Origin of the sequence: Pseudomonas sp. NFACC45, assembly GCF_900113505.1 — a bacterium.
GTDB lineage: Bacteria > Pseudomonadota > Gammaproteobacteria > Pseudomonadales > Pseudomonadaceae > Aquipseudomonas > Aquipseudomonas tehranensis.
In genome coordinates this window covers 50697-66290 of record NZ_FOPO01000015.1, presented here as the reverse complement: position 1 = coordinate 66290, position 15594 = coordinate 50697, and the positions used below count along the sequence as shown (strand labels likewise).

15 protein-coding genes are annotated in these 15594 nt (G+C 61.2%); 7 read left to right on the top strand and 8 right to left on the bottom strand.

Features of this window, described 5'->3' with window-relative positions; all coding sequences use genetic code 11:
- The first annotated feature begins 18 nt into the window (after positions 1-18).
- From BM132_RS24925 to lipA, 4 genes are all read left to right on the top strand, one after another.
- Complete coding sequence (locus tag BM132_RS24925; RefSeq protein WP_092394587.1) at positions 19-1176, top strand: D-alanyl-D-alanine carboxypeptidase family protein; 1158 nt, start codon at positions 19-21, stop codon at positions 1174-1176.
- Between the two features lie 81 nt (positions 1177-1257).
- Positions 1258-1533 (top strand): DUF493 domain-containing protein, encoded by a 276-nt coding sequence (locus tag BM132_RS24920; RefSeq protein WP_047229495.1) that lies wholly within the window; start codon positions 1258-1260, stop codon positions 1531-1533.
- Complete coding sequence (gene lipB, locus BM132_RS24915; RefSeq protein ID WP_092394584.1) at positions 1533-2180, top strand: lipoyl(octanoyl) transferase LipB; 648 nt, start codon at positions 1533-1535, stop codon at positions 2178-2180. The genes BM132_RS24920 and lipB overlap by 1 nt, the downstream gene beginning before the upstream one ends.
- Position 2181: 1 nt before the next feature.
- The gene (gene lipA, locus BM132_RS24910; protein ID WP_047229497.1) at positions 2182-3204 is read left to right on the top strand and encodes a lipoyl synthase; all 1023 of its coding nucleotides are present in this window, start codon (positions 2182-2184) and stop codon (positions 3202-3204) included.
- Positions 3205-3930: 726 nt separating this feature from the next.
- Here the strand turns inward: lipA and BM132_RS28560 are convergent.
- Positions 3931-4119: a hypothetical protein gene (locus BM132_RS28560; protein ID WP_177218217.1), complete on the bottom strand. Its 189-nt coding sequence runs from the start codon at positions 4117-4119 to the stop codon at positions 3931-3933.
- A 253-nt stretch (positions 4120-4372) separates the two neighbouring features.
- On the opposite strand from BM132_RS28560, the gene BM132_RS24900 reads away from it, so the two are divergent.
- On the top strand, positions 4373-5305 hold the full coding sequence (locus BM132_RS24900) for a S66 peptidase family protein (RefSeq protein ID WP_092459439.1): 933 nt from the start codon (positions 4373-4375) through the stop codon (positions 5303-5305).
- 118 nt (positions 5306-5423) lie between these two features.
- On the opposite strand, the gene BM132_RS24895 is transcribed toward BM132_RS24900, so the two are convergent.
- The 5 genes from BM132_RS24895 to leuS all read right to left on the bottom strand — a co-directional run bounded on the left by BM132_RS24895 (position 5424) and on the right by leuS (position 11540).
- On the bottom strand, positions 5424-6746 hold the full coding sequence (locus tag BM132_RS24895) for a lytic murein transglycosylase (RefSeq protein WP_092394578.1): 1323 nt from the start codon (positions 6744-6746) through the stop codon (positions 5424-5426).
- 73 nt (positions 6747-6819) lie between these two features.
- Complete coding sequence (gene arfA, locus BM132_RS24890) at positions 6820-6984, bottom strand: alternative ribosome rescue factor ArfA (RefSeq protein ID WP_047229500.1); 165 nt, start codon at positions 6982-6984, stop codon at positions 6820-6822.
- Between the two features lie 178 nt (positions 6985-7162).
- Positions 7163-8200, bottom strand: coding sequence for a DNA polymerase III subunit delta (holA, locus tag BM132_RS24885; protein ID WP_092394575.1), 1038 nt, complete (start codon positions 8198-8200; stop codon positions 7163-7165).
- 39 nt (positions 8201-8239) lie between these two features.
- Positions 8240-8845: an LPS-assembly lipoprotein LptE gene (gene lptE, locus BM132_RS24880; RefSeq protein WP_092459437.1), complete on the bottom strand. Its 606-nt coding sequence runs from the start codon at positions 8843-8845 to the stop codon at positions 8240-8242.
- Between the two features lie 88 nt (positions 8846-8933).
- On the bottom strand, positions 8934-11540 hold the full coding sequence (gene leuS / locus BM132_RS24875; RefSeq protein ID WP_092459435.1) for a leucine--tRNA ligase: 2607 nt from the start codon (positions 11538-11540) through the stop codon (positions 8934-8936).
- A 293-nt stretch (positions 11541-11833) separates the two neighbouring features.
- Here leuS and BM132_RS24870 point away from each other — a divergent pair, with 293 nt between their 5' ends.
- Together BM132_RS24870 and BM132_RS24865 are read left to right on the top strand one after the other, a co-directional pair.
- Entirely contained in the window at positions 11834-12154 is a 321-nt protein-coding gene (locus BM132_RS24870; protein WP_092394566.1) for a hypothetical protein, read from the top strand.
- A 103-nt stretch (positions 12155-12257) separates the two neighbouring features.
- The gene (locus tag BM132_RS24865; protein ID WP_092459433.1) at positions 12258-13019 is read left to right on the top strand and encodes a YdcF family protein; all 762 of its coding nucleotides are present in this window, start codon (positions 12258-12260) and stop codon (positions 13017-13019) included.
- Positions 13020-13163: 144 nt separating this feature from the next.
- Here the strand turns inward: BM132_RS24865 and lnt are convergent, their stop codons facing one another.
- Both lnt and BM132_RS24855 read right to left on the bottom strand, forming a co-directional pair.
- Positions 13164-14687, bottom strand: a complete 1524-nt coding sequence (lnt, locus tag BM132_RS24860) for an apolipoprotein N-acyltransferase (RefSeq protein WP_092459431.1) — start codon at positions 14685-14687, stop codon at positions 13164-13166.
- Positions 14688-14714: 27 nt separating this feature from the next.
- Complete coding sequence (locus BM132_RS24855; RefSeq protein WP_025215634.1) at positions 14715-15554, bottom strand: HlyC/CorC family transporter; 840 nt, start codon at positions 15552-15554, stop codon at positions 14715-14717.
- Positions 15555-15594 lie beyond the last annotated feature (40 nt).

The window sequence follows — 15594 nt, the reverse complement described above, 5'->3', positions numbered from 1 at the left end:
AGCGATTTCGAGAGACGGATGAACATCACCACCTTTGCCAAACGCCTTTGCCTGCTAGTCCCACTGCTGCTCTCACCTGCTGCGTTCGCGGTCGAGATGATGCCGGCTCCCCCTCAACTGGCCGCCAAATCCTTTGTGCTCATGGATGCCAGCAGCGGCGAGGTGCTGGTGGAGAACAATGGTGACCAGCGCCTGCCACCGGCCAGCCTGACCAAACTGATGACCGCCTACATCGCCACCCTGGAAATCCGTCGCGGCCAGATCGGTGAAAACGATCCGGTGACCGTCAGCGAAAACGCCTGGCGCACCGGCGGTTCGCGGATGTTCATCAAGGTCGGTTCGCAAGTGACCGTCAGCGACCTGCTGCACGGCATCATCATCCAGTCCGGCAACGACGCCAGTGTTGCCTTGGCCGAGCACATCGCCGGCAGCGAAGATGCGTTCGCCGACATGATGAACAAAACGTCCGCCGACCTGGGCCTGACCAACAGCCACTTCATGAACCCGACCGGCTTGCCGAACCCGGAGCATTACTCCTCGGCTCATGACATGGCGATCCTGGCGCGGGCAATCATTCACGAAGACCCGGCGCACTACGCCATCTACTCCCAGAAGGAATTCTTCTGGAACAACATCAAGCAGCCCAACCGCAACCTGCTGCTGTGGCGCGACAAGACCGTCGATGGCTTGAAGACCGGTCACACCGAAGAGGCTGGCTATTGCATGGTGTCTTCGGCCGTTCGTGACGGCATGCGCCTGATCGCCGTCGTTTTCGGCACCAACAGTGAAGTGGCCCGTGCCGCCGAAACCCAGAAGCTCTTGACCTACGGTTTCCGCTTCTTCGAAACCCAGACCTTCTACCAGAAGGGCACCGAACTGGCTCAGGCCCAGGTGTGGAAAGGCACCACCAACCAGGTGAAGGCCGGTCTGGCCCAGGACCTGACCATGACCTTGCCTAAAGGTCAGCTCAAGAAACTGGTCGCCACCATGACCATGAATCCGCAAATGGTTGCGCCAATCGCCAAGGGCGACGTGATCGGCAAGGTGGAAGTCAAACTGGACGACAAAGTGGTGCACAGCGCCGACCTGATCGCGCTGGACGCGGTCGAGGAAGGTGGTATCTTCCGCCGCATGTGGGATAGCATCCGTCTATTCTTCTACGGCTTGTTCAACTGATTGAAGTGTTGACCTGCATGGCCCCGTTCCTTTCCGGTACGGGGCCATGTGCGTTATCACGGCTTACGAGGCCGTTACGCCATGACAGACTCAGAAGTAAAGGCGCCAAAGATCGAGTTTCCTTGCGAGGATTATCCGATCAAGGTAATTGGCGACACCGGTGTGGGATTCAAGGACAAGATCATCGCGATTCTTGAAAAACACGCCACCGTTGATCACAAGACCCTGGCCGAACGCCAGAGTACCAACGGCAAGTACACGACGATTCAGCTGCACATCATCGCCACCGGTCAGGAGCAGCTGTACGACATCAACAGCGAGTTGCGAGCGACCGGGTTCGTGCACATGGTGTTGTGATGCCGGGCACGCTGGGCTTTCGCGAGCTGGGCCAGATGGCTTACGAGCCGGTCTGGCATGCCATGCAACGCTTCACCAACGACCGCGGCACCAGCGCCGGTGATGAAGTCTGGCTGGTGCAACACCCGTCGGTGTTCACCCAGGGCCAGGCCGGCAAGGCCGAACACCTGTTGCTGCCGGGGGATATCCCGGTGGTGAAGACCGACCGCGGTGGCCAGGTGACCTACCATGGCCCCGGACAGTTGGTGGCCTATCTGTTGCTGGACGTACGCAAGCTGGGGTTCGGCGTACGCGAACTGGTCACCCGCATGGAGACGTGCCTGATCGAACTGCTGGCCAGCTACGGCGTGACAGCGGCGGCCAAGCCGGATGCTCCGGGTGTCTACGTCGACGGGGCAAAAATCGCCTCCCTGGGTTTGCGGATCCGCCACGGTTGTTCGTTTCATGGCCTGGCGTTGAACGTGGACATGGACATGGAGCCGTTTCGACGGATTAATCCCTGTGGCTACGCGGGGCTGGCGATGACCCAGCTGTGCGATCACACAGGATCGATTGAATTTGCCGAGGTAAGTGCCCGGCTGCGCGCGCAGCTCGTCAAACACCTCGACTACGCTGAGCAGACGACCCTCACGGGCGGAATCGACTGATATGACTACTGATGCTGTGCAAACCATGATCCCGACGCTGGATGTTACCGAGCGTCCGGCCCCGCGTGCCAAGGTCGAGGCCGGCGTAAAGCTGCGCGGCGCCGAGAAAGTTGCACGTATCCCGGTCAAGATCATCCCGACCACCGAACTGCCGAAGAAACCCGACTGGATCCGCGTGCGCATTCCGGTTTCGCCGGAAGTCGACCGCATCAAGGCGCTGCTGCGCAAGCACAAACTGCACAGCGTCTGTGAAGAAGCATCCTGCCCGAACCTGGGTGAATGCTTCTCCGGCGGCACCGCCACGTTCATGATCATGGGCGACATCTGCACCCGTCGCTGCCCGTTCTGTGACGTCGGTCATGGTCGGCCGAAGCCATTGGACGTGAATGAACCCGAAAGCCTGGCCATCGCCATTGCCGACCTCAAGCTCAAGTATGTAGTGATCACCTCGGTGGACCGCGACGACCTGCGTGACGGCGGTGCCCAGCACTTTGCCGACTGCATCCGCGAAATCCGCAAACTGTCGCCGAATGTGCAGCTCGAGACTTTGGTGCCGGACTATCGCGGTCGCATGGACATCGCACTGCAAATCACCGCCGCCGAGCCGCCGGATGTCTTCAACCACAACCTGGAAACCGTACCGCGCCTGTACAAGGCTGCGCGTCCGGGTTCGGACTATCAGTGGTCGCTGACCCTGCTGCAGCGCTTCAAGCAGATGATGCCGCACATTCCGACCAAGTCTGGCTTGATGCTGGGCTTGGGTGAGACCGATGAGGAAGTCATCGAGGTCATGAAGCGTATGCGTGAGCATGACATTGATATGCTGACCCTGGGGCAGTACCTGCAGCCTTCGCGCAGTCACCTGCCGGTGCAGCGTTTTGTGCACCCGGATACCTTTGCCTGGTTTGCTGAGGAAGGGTACAAGATGGGGTTCAAGAACGTGGCTTCGGGGCCGTTGGTGCGGTCTTCGTATCATGCGGATGAGCAGGCTAAGTTGGTCAAGGCTGAGTTGCTCGGGTCTTGATTTAGCGGTTTTTGGTGGTGGGTCGGTGTGTATATCCGTTGCTGCGGTAACGGCTACTTATGGTTCCGCTCTTACAGCGGGTCACTTTTGGAAGAGCCGGATGCCGGGCCAGCCAAAAGTAACCAAAAGCGCTCTTGCCCCACCACTCGGTGCCTCGCCTAGGCTCGGCATGCCTTCACTCCGGCATTGGTTCGTGGGCCGCCGCGAAGGGCCATCCATGGCCCAGCGCGGCTAACCCGGCATCCATGCCGGGTTGCCCACGAACCAATGCCTGCGTTCAGCCAGCGTGGTTAACGGGGCGCCCAAGATCAACGTCCACCGCGAGGCGGCCTGACAGCCGGCCTGGTTTGGGGGTATCGAGTTTCCCCTGTGGGAGCGGGCTTGCTCCCACAAGAAGTCTGTGGTTTGCATGGTTTTTGTGGCTGCTGAAGTGGGAGCGAGCCTGCTCGCGAAGGCGGTAGTTCAGTTACATAGAGGTTGGGCCTGCTGACGTCATCGCGAGCAGGCTCGCTCCCACAGGTTTTTGCACCTGCCCAGATATTGTGAACACCCGCAAAGCCCTGTGGGATCAGGCTTGCCCGCGAAAGCGGTGTATCAGTTTGTGATGATGTTGGCTGTGCTGTCGCTTTCGCGAGCAAGCCCGCTCCCACAGGTTTTTGCACCTGCCCAGATATTGTGAACACCGCAAAGCCTTGTGGGAGCGGGCTTGCTCGCGAAGGCGGTGGTTCAGTTACATAGATGCTGGACTTGTCGCGCTTTTGCTTTGCTTTGCTTTGCTTTGCTTTGCTTTGCTTTGCTTTGCTTTGCTTTGCTTTGCTTTGCTTTGCTTTGCTTTGCTTTGCTTTGCTTTGCTTTGCTTTGCTTTTGATCTTGATCTTGGCGCCCCGTTAAACCACGCTGGCCGAACGCAGGCATTGCGCAGTGGGTATCCCGGCATGGATGCCGGGATAGCCGCGCTGGGCCATGGATGGCCCTTCGCGGCGGGCCCACGGAGTAATGCCGGAGTGAGGGCATGCCGAGCCTAGGCGAGGCACCGAGTGGTGGGGGCAAGAGCGTTTTGGTTACTTTTGCGCTTTTCAAAAGTAACCCGCTGTAAGAGCGGAACCATAAGTAGCCGTTACACAAAAAACGGATATACACGCATAACAAGCCGACAAAGCGGGAAACCATGGACCTAACCCCACATCACCCCGTCCCAGCACTCCCATCCCAGGGCCTGATCGCCGTGATCGCCCCCGCCGGTCCCGCCCCCCTGGACACGGAAAAAGCCATCCAATGGATGCGCGCCCGAGGCCATGCCCTGCGGATCTTCCCCGGAGTCTACGAAAAGAACGGCTACCTCGCCGGCAGCGACGAGACACGCCTCAACGACCTGCACGCCGCCTTCGCCGACCCAGAAGTAAAAACGATCATCTGCCTGCGCGGTGGCTACGGCACACCGCGCCTGCTGGACCGCATCGACTTCGAACTCCTGAGACGTAACCTCAAGCCCTTCGTCGGCTACAGCGACATCACCGCCCTACACCTGGCCATCAGCCGTTACGCAGGCTTCGTCACCTTCCACGGCCCGCTGCTCAACGCCGATCTTCTGGGGGACAAGGATCCATCAACCGTCACGTCTTTTTTCAGCCTGCTACGTGGGCAGTTGAGGGCCGGCAGTGTACTGAGCCATCCCGCGGCGTATCCGTTGACCACCGTTGCACCCGGTATCGCCTGCGGGCGTTTGCTGGGGGGCAATCTGTCGATGATTGCCGCGACCATGGCCACGCCCTACGAAATCGAGGCCGAAGGCGTGATCCTGCTGGTTGAAGACATCAACGAGCCGCTTTATCGCATTGACCGTCTGCTGACCCAGTTACGGCTGGCCGGCACCCTGGCAAAGCTGCGGGGTGTATTGGTGGGGGATATCGCAGGGGTGGACGTCGAGGCGTTGAACAAACTGTTCAAGCAGACCTTCGAGCCGTTTGGCATCCCGGTACTGTCCGGCTGGCGCAGTGGGCATTGCGATCCGAACCTGACGTTGCCCATGGGCGCGCTGGTGACGCTGGATGCGGGGGAGAAGAGGTTGGTGCTGGAGCAGGATGTGGTAGTCAGCCGCTAAGCGCTCGTCGTCTGATAGTCCCTCATCGCGAGCAGGCTCGCTCCCACAGTTGATTTCAAAACACGGTCCAGTGTGGGAGCGAGCCTGCTCGCGATGAGGGCAGCGGCCATAAGGCAATCTAGCGGTTACGCAACCCTTCCAGCAGCTTGTGCGTCGGATACCCATCCGCTGGCCAGCCGAACGACTGCTGGGCGCTGCGTATGGCCTTGCGGGTGTTGGCGCCGATGATGCCGTCGGGCGTGCCTGCGTCGAAGTTGTGTTTGCCCAGCAAGGTCTGCAGTTCGAAGCGCTCGCTACGGCTCAAGGGCAGATCGTCCTTTGGCCATTGCCCGTTGATCAGCCCCGCGCCCGCGAAGCGCTCTGACAGCAGGCTGACCGCCAAGGCGTACGACGAGGAATTGTTGTACTTGAGGATGGCGCGGAAGTTGTCGAGCACCAGGAAAGCCGGCCCGCGGTAGCCGGCCGGCAGCAGTAGGGCCGCCGACAAGTGTTCGGCACCGGCTGGGACCTGGCTGCCGTTGGGCAGGCTGACGCCCAGTTGCAGCCATTCGGAGACGGGTTTGCGGATCGCGCCATCGGCCAGCGGGTAGTCGAACCCTTCTTTGAGCTGTACCTCGAAGCCCCACGGCTGCCCGCGCTGCCAGCCAGAGCTTTGCAGGTAGTGCGCGGTCGAGGCCAGGGCATCGGTAGCGCTGCCCCAGATATCGCGGCGGCCGTCACCATCGAAGTCCACCGCATGGGTGTTGTACGTGGTGGGAATGAACTGGGTCTGGCCCATGGCGCCGGCCCAGGAACCCAGCATTTTTTCCGGTGCGATGTCACCCTGCTGCAGGATCTGCAGCGCGGCGATCAGCTGCGCATGGGCAAACCCCGGGCGTCGCCCTTCGTAGGCCAGGGTCGCCAGGGAGTTGATCACCGACTTGGTGCCCTGGAACTGACCGAAGTTGCTTTCCATACCCCATACCGACACCAGGAACTGCCGATCCACGCCATAGCGCTGCTCGATGCTTTGCAGAATGTCGGCATGCTGTTGGACCAGCGTCTGGCCCCGGCGTACTCGCAGGGGCGACAGGGCACCATCGAGGTATTCCCACACCGGACGGCTGAATTCGGGCTGGCTGCGGTCGGCCTTGATGACGCTCATGTCCGGGCTGACGCCGATGAACGCGCGATCAAACAGGTCGGCACGGATCCCGGCGGCCAGGGCTTGCTTGCGAAAACCGGCTTGCCATTCGGCGAAAGTTTGCGTGGGTGCGATGACCAGGTTGTCACCGGTCGGAACCACCGGCGGTACGATGGCCGGAGCAGGCACGGCTGGGACGGTCTTGAGCGGTTGGGCGTCGGCGGCGGTAGGTTTTTCTGCGCAGGCGACAAGCAGAACGACGCTTGTGGCTGCAATCAATTGGCGCAGGGGCCAACGACGGGAAAGACAAAAGGGCATGCACGGGTCCAGATAAACAAATCAGATGCTGACCTTATCATGCGCAAAGGAGAATAGGGCTGGTCCGGATGTTTCAAGCCGCCACAAAGCAAGAAGCCTCCCAGTTGTCAGACTGGAAGGCTTCGCGGCGGTAGCTGCCTTTGCCCTTGGCGGGTCGTTCCTGGCGGCTGCGGAACAGGGGCTGGGCGATGATGGATTTGGCCTTGTTGGGGCCATGCTTGGATGGCTTTTTGCTCATGATGGTTCTCTCATGGGGGTGGTTTTGCGGGACAAATCATGGGGCAGAGTTGGGGGGGCTGTCTATAGGGTAAATGGAGGTGATATTTGTAGGATCAAGGGCGAAAAAGCTCGCAGCCTTCGGCAGCTCCTACAATGAAGTGCATACCTCTGTAGGAGCTGCCGAAGGCTGCGATCTTTTATTCTGCTGGCAGAGTCAGCCGCTGACCGGCCATCAACAGCGACAAACGGCTCAGGCTCATCCACGGCGACCCCGCCGCTTGACCTTTGATCTGCGCATCGATGCGCTGGGCTTCGAGCAGCAGTTGCGCCCAGCGCGGTGCCGAATAGCGTTGCAGGGCTTTGCTCATCAGCGGCTTGCGCTTGTCCCACACAGGCGGTCGGGCCTGGCTGAAAGCTTTGTCCAGCGGCACGCCCTGGCTGTATTGCAGCGACAGGTTAGCCAGCAGGCGCAACTCCCGTGCCAGGGCCCAGAGGATCACGGGGGGCTCGACGCCTTCGCCCCGCAGGCCTTCGAGCATGCGCAGGGCGTGGGCGGCTTCGCCGTTGAGGATCGCATCGGTCAGCCCGAACACATCAAAACGCGCACTGTCGGCCACGGCGGCCTGTACCGTTTCCACGGTGATCTGCCCCCCCTCGGCCATCAGCTTGAGCTTTTCGATTTCCTGAGCTGCGGCCAGCAGGTTGCCTTCGACCCGGGCGGCGATCAGTTCCACCGCGTCCTGGCTGGCCGAGAGGCCGGCCTGGGACAGGCGCTGGCGGATCCAGCTGGGCAACTGGCTGACGTCCACCGGCCAGATCTGTACGAACTGGGTCTGCTGACCTTCGACCAGGGCCTTGCCCCATTTGGTTTTTTGCGCGCTGCCGTCGAGTTTTGGCAGGCTGATGAGCAACACCGTGTCTTCGGCCGGCCGTGAGCAATATTCGATCAGCGCGGCGGCGCCCTTGTCACCGGGTTTGCCGGATGGCAAGCGCAGCTCCAGCAGACGCTTTTGCGCGAACAGCGACATGCTCGCCCCGGCCTGCAACAGTGTGCCCCAGTCGAAACTGGCGTCGGCGGCGAACACCTGGCGTTCGTCGAAGCCTTGCTGGCGGGCGGCAGAGCGAATGGCGTCGGCGGCTTCCTGGCACAGCAGCGGATCATCGCCACTGATGATGTAGACCGGCGCGAGGGCGCCTTGCAGGTGTTTGCCGAGTTGGGCGGGAGCGAGCTTCATAAGAGAAGGCAAGCGGGGCGCCGAAGCGCCCCGCAAGGCTTATTCAGACGGGATTTGCATCGGCGACTGTTGCGGGGTTTCCGCTTCAGCCTTGCGTGCCGCTTCCAGTGCGTCGGCTTCTGCCTTGGCGCGGGCGTCGGCGGTCTGCTGCAACTGGTCCAGTTGGGCCGGGCTCAGTTGTTGCAGGCGCAGCATCATGCGTTGCACGAGGTCACGACGCATTTCGACACCCACTTCGCTCGACTCCTGGTCGGAACCGGTGATGTTGTTGCCATCGTGCAGGTAGACCTTCTGCACTTGCAGTTTGTCGTCCAGCAGCACCAGGTTGTTCTGGCCGCGGATCTCATAGCTCAGGACGTTGTTGAGTTCGTACTCGGCCGAGCGACCGGCACCGGCGTAACTCAGGCTGCGCTGGCTTTGCTGTTCGCTGGTCAGCACCAGTTTGTACGGCGCGCCGTTGTAGATCTTCACGCCGCTGTTCTCCAGCGTGTCACGCAGCATCTTCACGGTCTCGCCATAAGCGTCCCGGGCGCTGAGGTCCAGCTCCGTGATGGCCAGTTCGGTGGTGCCGGTGCCGCGCAGCTGGAAGCCGCAGGCGCTCAACAGGACCGCCAGGCCCATTACCAGCAGATTACGTTTGATCATCTTGTTGCTCCCCTTGAAACCCTATGGCTCGACAGTGCGGCCCCGCAGGTTATATTCGGCGCCCGGCCCAGGCCGGCGCCCGATCCAATTAGCTTGCGACGATATTGACCAGTTTGCCGGGCACGACGATCACTTTGCGGATCGTCAGGCCATCGACGAAGCGCAACACATTTTCATTGGCCCGTGCGGCGGCTTCGATTTCTTCGCGAGTGGCGGCGGCCGGCATTTCGATCTGGCCACGCAGCTTGCCGTTGACCTGGATGACCAGGGTCAGGCTGTCCTGCACCAGCGCGGTTTCGTCCACCACCGGCCAGCCGGCGTCAATCACCGGGTCAGCGTGGCCCAGGCGATTCCACAGCTCGTGGCTGATGTGCGGCGTGATCGGGGCCAGCAGCAGCGTCACGGCTTCCAGACCTTCGTGAACCAGTGCGCGATCCTGTTCGGTGCCTTGCGCGGCTTTTTCCAGGACATTCATCAGCGTCATCACCTGGGCGATGGCGGTGTTGAATTTGTGGTTCTGGCCGACGTCATGGCTGGCCTGCTTGATGGCCAGGTGGATCGAACGGCGAACGGCTTTCTGCTCGTCGTTCAGGCCGGCGACGTCCAGTTTGCCCGGCAGGCCCTGAGTGACGTGGGCTTGAGCCAGGCGCCAGACGCGCTTGAGGAAGCGGTGCGAACCCTCGACGCCGGAGTCGGACCATTCCGCGCTCATGTCGGGCGGCGAGGCGAACATCATGAACAGACGGCAGGTGTCGGCGCCGAACTGATCGATCATTGACTGCGGGTCGACGCCGTTGTTCTTCGACTTGGCCATCTTCTCGGTGCCACCGATTTCCACCGGCAGGCCGTCCGCGATCAGTTTGGCGCTGATGACCTTGGCTTTGCTGTCGCGTTCGAGTTCGACGTCGGCCGGGTTGTACCAGGTGTAGGCACCGTTGGCTTCGCGACGATAGTACGTCTCGGCGATCACCATGCCTTGGGTCAGCAGGTTCTTGAACGGCTCGTTGGAGCTCACCAGGCCTTCGTCACGCATCAGCTTGTGGAAGAAGCGCGCGTAGAGCAGGTGGAGAATGGCGTGTTCGATGCCGCCGATATACTGATCCACCGGCAACCAGTGGTCAGCTGCGGATTTTTCCACCAGGCCGCCTTCATAGTGCGGCGAGGCGTAGCGGGCGTAGTACCACGAGGACTCGACGAACGTGTCCATGGTGTCGGTTTCACGCCGGGCCGGTGCGCCGCATTTCGGGCAGCTGCATTCGTAGAACTCGGGCATGCGTGCCAGGGGCGAGCCGGCGCCGTCGGGTACCACGTCTTCGGGCAGGACCACGGGCAGTTGATCTTCCGGCACCGGAACGTCACCGCAAGTATCGCAATGCACGATCGGAATCGGGCAGCCCCAGTAGCGCTGGCGGCTGATGCCCCAGTCGCGCAGGCGGAACTGGGTGCGGGAAGCACCAAGGTTCTTCTTGATCAGGGCCACTTCGATGGCGTCGAACGCGCCGGGGAAGTCCAGGCCGTCGAACTCGCCGGAGTTGATCAGTTCGCCGTGTTCGCCATAAGCGTCCTGCCATGGCGCCGGGGTCTGGTCACCGGCGCTGGTACGCACCACGGCCTTGATCGGCAGGTTGTACTTGTGGGCGAACTCGAAGTCGCGCTCATCGTGGGCCGGAACAGCCATGACGGCGCCGTCGCCGTAGTGCATCAGCACATAGTTGGCGACCCACACCGGGAGTTTTTCGCCGGTGAGCGGATGCTCGACGAACAGCGAGGTCGGCAGGCCTTTCTTCTCTTGAGTGGCGACATCGGCTTCAGCGACGCTGCCACCTTTGCATTCGGCAATGAACGCCTGCAGCTCGGGGTTGTTGCGGGCTGCCAGGGTCGCCAGCGGATGCTCGGCGGCCACGGCTACATAAGTGGCGCCCATCAGGGTATCCGGACGGGTGGTGAAGACCTTCAGGTTGCCCGCTTCGCCAATGGAGGCGACGTCGTAGGGGAACTGCACTTCCATGCCCCGGGACTTGCCGATCCAGTTGCGCTGCATGGTCTTGACCTGTTCAGGCCAGCCGGTCAGTTCGTCGAGACTCTCCAGCAGTTCATCCGCGTAGGCGGTGATCTTGAAGTAGTACATCGGGATTTCGCGCTTTTCGATCAGCGCGCCGGAGCGCCAGCCGCGACCGTCGATCACCTGCTCGTTGGCCAGTACGGTCTGGTCCACCGGGTCCCAGTTCACGGTGCCGTTCTTGCGGTAGATCACGCCTTTTTCGAACAGGCGGGTGAACAGCCATTGTTCCCAGCGGTAGTAATCAGGCTTGCAGGTGGTGACCTCGCGGGACCAGTCCACCGCCAGGCCCAGGCTGCGCAGCTGGGTCTTCATGTAGGCGATGTTTTCGTAGGTCCACTTGGCGGGGGCCACGTTGTTCTTCATCGCGGCGTTTTCCGCCGGCATGCCGAAAGCGTCCCAACCCATGGGTTGCAGGACATTCTTGCCTTGCATGCGCTGGTAGCGGGAGATCACATCGCCGATGGTGTAGTTGCGCACATGCCCCATGTGTAGCTTGCCGCTGGGGTAAGGGAACATCGACAGGCAGTAGTAAGTCTCCTTGCCTGGCTGTTCACTGACTTCAAAGGACTTTTGCTCGTCCCAGAACGACTGGGCGGCGGCTTCGATTTCACGGGGCTGATAGTGTTCGTGCATGGCTACTTTTGTACTGAATGGGGTGGCCCAATCCTCTTCGTTGCCATGCTGGACGCAGACGACGCCTGATGCGGCGTTTTCGATGCCCAGCCGAGCTGGAAGTGGAGTTACAGGAAGCGCCGTAGCATACATGACCGTGCTCTGCCGAGGGAAACCCTGATTGCGTGCCGGGGCATTGTCGATACCCGGTGACGGCGGCTGTTCAGGGCCGTTGGTCGCGGCGCCCTGCCGGTTTGCCCAGCGAAGCTAAGCTTCTCAATGGGGAGTGAGTCTTATCTTCAATGAGGTGAGGGATGGTTGAATCACAACGAAAAGTAACTACACCTGAGTTGTACGAAAAACTGATCGATCGTCTCGGGATGGCCCTGGACGCTGCAAGAACCGCCGGTCGCTTGCGCGATGAACGCCCGGCAGAGCTGGAACTGCGTGGCTTGACGCCCGCAGAGTTCGAACTGGTCAAGGCTTACCTTGAGCAGGTCGGGCATCAAGCCCCCACAAGTGGGGCCCAGCTACTCAAGCGCCTCGATACACCCCGTTCGGCCAAGGTTGTATGGCTCAAGGATCGGACGCCCACCAGGGATGCTGTAAAAGTCCGGTCACTGCAGTTCAAGTAAAGCCGGATTCACGCGTGTCGCTTTTTTTGATTCAAGGTTGTTTCGAATCTGTTGTCGCTTTGCGTCAACCCACCTAGGCTTCGGGCATCTATGGAGATGCCCGATGCCGTTTCGCTATTTCATCAAACAACTTTTATTGCCGCCCGGCATTCTTTTGCTGCTGTTGGTGCTTGCCTGGTGGTGGCGCAACTCTCGGCCGCGCCTGGCTCGCCTGTGTTTCATTGCTGGGGTGGGCGGTTTCTGGCTGATGAGCTTGCCTGTGGTGGTGCAATGGAGCGCCAAGGTATTGGAGCGCGAGCCGCCGCTGCCTCGCAGCGAATGGGTGACATTGGCGCAACGTGCCGATGTCATCGTGGTACTCGGTTCTGGTCGTGATCGCGGTGACCTGGCCTGGGGCACCGACCAACCCACCGGCATCGGTCTGGAGCGCCAGCGGTATGCGGCGCGACTGGCCAAGGCATCGGGATTGCCGGTGCTGACCAGCGGCGGCTTGCACTATGGCTCCCCACCGAGTGAAGCGAAATTGATGGCCGATTCGATGCTCGATGATTTTGGTGTCACCGTGCGCTGGCAGGAAGGGCGCAGTCGCACGACCTGGGAAAACGCCCGGATGAGCGCCGAGATGTTATTGCCGCAGGGCATCAGACGGATCGTGGTGGTGACCCATGCGTCGCACATGCCACGGGCAGTGTGGAGTTTCGAGCGCTCGGGGTTTGAAGTGATTCCTGCACCGGTGGGCTTTCTGGGGCAGGACAATGCCCGCCCGCTGGGCGGCTGGATGCCGGAGTTCAAGTCGATCTGGCAATCGGGGCAGTTGATGAACGAGGCGGTGGGGCAGCTGGGGTATAGGTTGTTCTATCGCTGAGCGCGCTGTTGCTGCGAGGGAATTATCCCGCTGGAATGCGTCCGTAGGAGCTGTCGAGTGCAACGAGGCTGCGATCTTGCCCCAGACAATTGAGTCGCGAGCGAAGATCAAAAGATCGCAGCCTTCGGCAGCTCCTACCGGGTGTCAAACCGTCTTGGCCATCCGTCCCGCCATCAACGCCCAGCCCAGCAGCAACACGCACAAAATGATCAGCGGCCACGAGCGCCATTGCAGGTATGGCGTCAGCCCATGCATCGGCACCACTTCGCCGTACAGGATGCCACGCTCGAATTGCGGGATCTGTGCGGTGATCTGGCCGAAGGGGTTGATCAGGCCAGTGACACCGTTGTTGGTGGAGCGAATCATCCAGCGACCGGCTTCCAGAGCCCGCATCTGGGCCATTTGCAGGTGTTGCAATGGGCCGATCGAGGTGCCGAACCAGGTGTCGTTACTGATGGTCAGCAGCAGGTCGCTGCGCGCCGAGAGGCCGGCGGCGAACTCTGGGTAGACCACTTCATAACAGATGAACGGCGCGATCTGGTAACCCTTGGCTTGCAGCAAAGGCTGGTCGGCCGGGCCACGGGCGAAGTCCGACATGGGCAGGTCGAAGAACGCGATCAAACCACGCAGAATGTCCTGCAACGGCACGTATTCACCAAACGGCACGAGTTTTTGCTTCAGGTAAGTGCCGTCACCTTCGCCGGTCACGGTGATGCCGTTGAAATAACGCTTCTGTTGATGCACCACCTGGCGAATCGGCACGCCGGTAATCAGCGCCGAATTTCGCTCGGCGGCGAAGGTGCCCATCATGTCCAGATAGCCCTGGGCAGATTCCTTGAGCACCGGCACGGCTGTTTCCGGCCAGATCAACAGGTCGACCCGTTTGGAGGCAAAACTCATGTCGCGGTACAGCGCCAGTTGCGCGTTGAGCTGGTCCGGGTCCCACTTCATGCTTTGTTCGATGTTGCCCTGAATCGCCGCGACGCTCAGCGGATCACCCGAAGGGCTGGTCCAGGCATGGCCTTTGAGTGCCATGCCGGCGACCCATGGGCCGATCAGCAGGATCACGCCCGCTGCGATAAAGCTTTTGCGCCCGGCGCGGATCAACCGTGGCGCGTTGTACAGCAGCGCGGCGGTCAGGGCCAGGGTGAAGGACATCAGCCACATCCCGCCCAGCGGCGCGAGGCCGGCCAACGGGCCGTCAAGTTGGCTGTACCCGGAATACAGCCACGGGAAGCCGGTGAGGAACCAGCCGCGAAAGGCTTCCTGGCCCAGCCACAGGGCGGCGAAGGCCAAGGCGTCGGCCAGCGGGGCTTCGTTACGCCGCAACCACCGGGCCCAGAGCCAGGCGGGCAGGGCGAAAAACCAGGCAATGGCGGCGATGAACAGCAGCATCAAGAAACCGGCGAGCAGCACCGAGGCGCCGCCGAAGTTGTGAATGCTGACGTAGATCCAGCTGGTGCCGGCGCCAAACAGGCCGAAACCGAAACACCAGCCACGGCCAATGGCCTGACGTGGCGAAAGCTCGCGCAGGCCCGCATAGAACAGCCCGACCGCCAGCAGTGCCAGCGGCCAGATGTCGAACGGCGCCAAGGCCAGGGTGGTGATCGCGCCAGCCGCCATGGCCAGCAGGTTACCGGGCCAGCCGGGGCGGGTTATCCAGCGCATGTGTGTCCTTAGCGGGTCTCGCAGGGTTTATCGGGCAATGGGTGACAGGCGCAGCAAGTGAATCCGACGGCTGTCGGCGTTCAGGATGCGAAAGCGCCAGGAGCCGATTTCCGTGGTTTCATTGCGCTTGGGCAGGTGCCCGAAAGCACTCATCACCAGGCCGCCGACGGTGTCGAACTCATCGTCGGAGAACTGACTGTCGAAGAACTCGTTGAAGTTCTCGATCGGCGTCAGCGCCTTGATCAGGAAGTCGCCGCTGGGCAGCGGCTTGATGTAGCTGTCTTCTTCGACGTCGTGCTCGTCTTCGATGTCGCCGACGATCTGCTCAAGCACGTCTTCGATGGTGACCAGCCCGGCCACGCCGCCGTATTCGTCGATGACGATGGCCATGTGGTTGTGATTGGCGCGGAATTCACGCAGCAGCACGTTCAGGCGCTTGGACTCGGGCACGAAGGTGGCCGGGCGCAGCAAATCCTTGATGTTGAAACTGTCGCCGTTCTCCTGAAGGATCAGCGGCAGCAGATCCTTGGCCAGCAGCACGCCCATGACGTCGTCATGGCTCTCGCCGACGACCGGGTAGCGCGAGTGAGCGGAATCGACCACGGCGGGCAGGAATTCGCGAGGTGTCTGGGTCGCCTTGATGCTGACCATCTGCGAACGGGGGACCATGATGTCCCGCACTTGCAGGTCAGCGACCTGGATGGCGCCTTCGACGATGGCCAGCGCTTCGCTGTCCAGCAGTTTGTTCTGATGTGCATCGCGCAGCAGCTCCAGCAGCTCCTGGCGGTTTTTCGGCTCATGGGCAAAAGCCTGGGTGAGCTTGCCCAACCATGACTTCTGCCCGTTGCTCGATCGATCTTCGCTCATAGCGATTACTCTGAATCCTTTGTCGTTACAGGTTGATGTA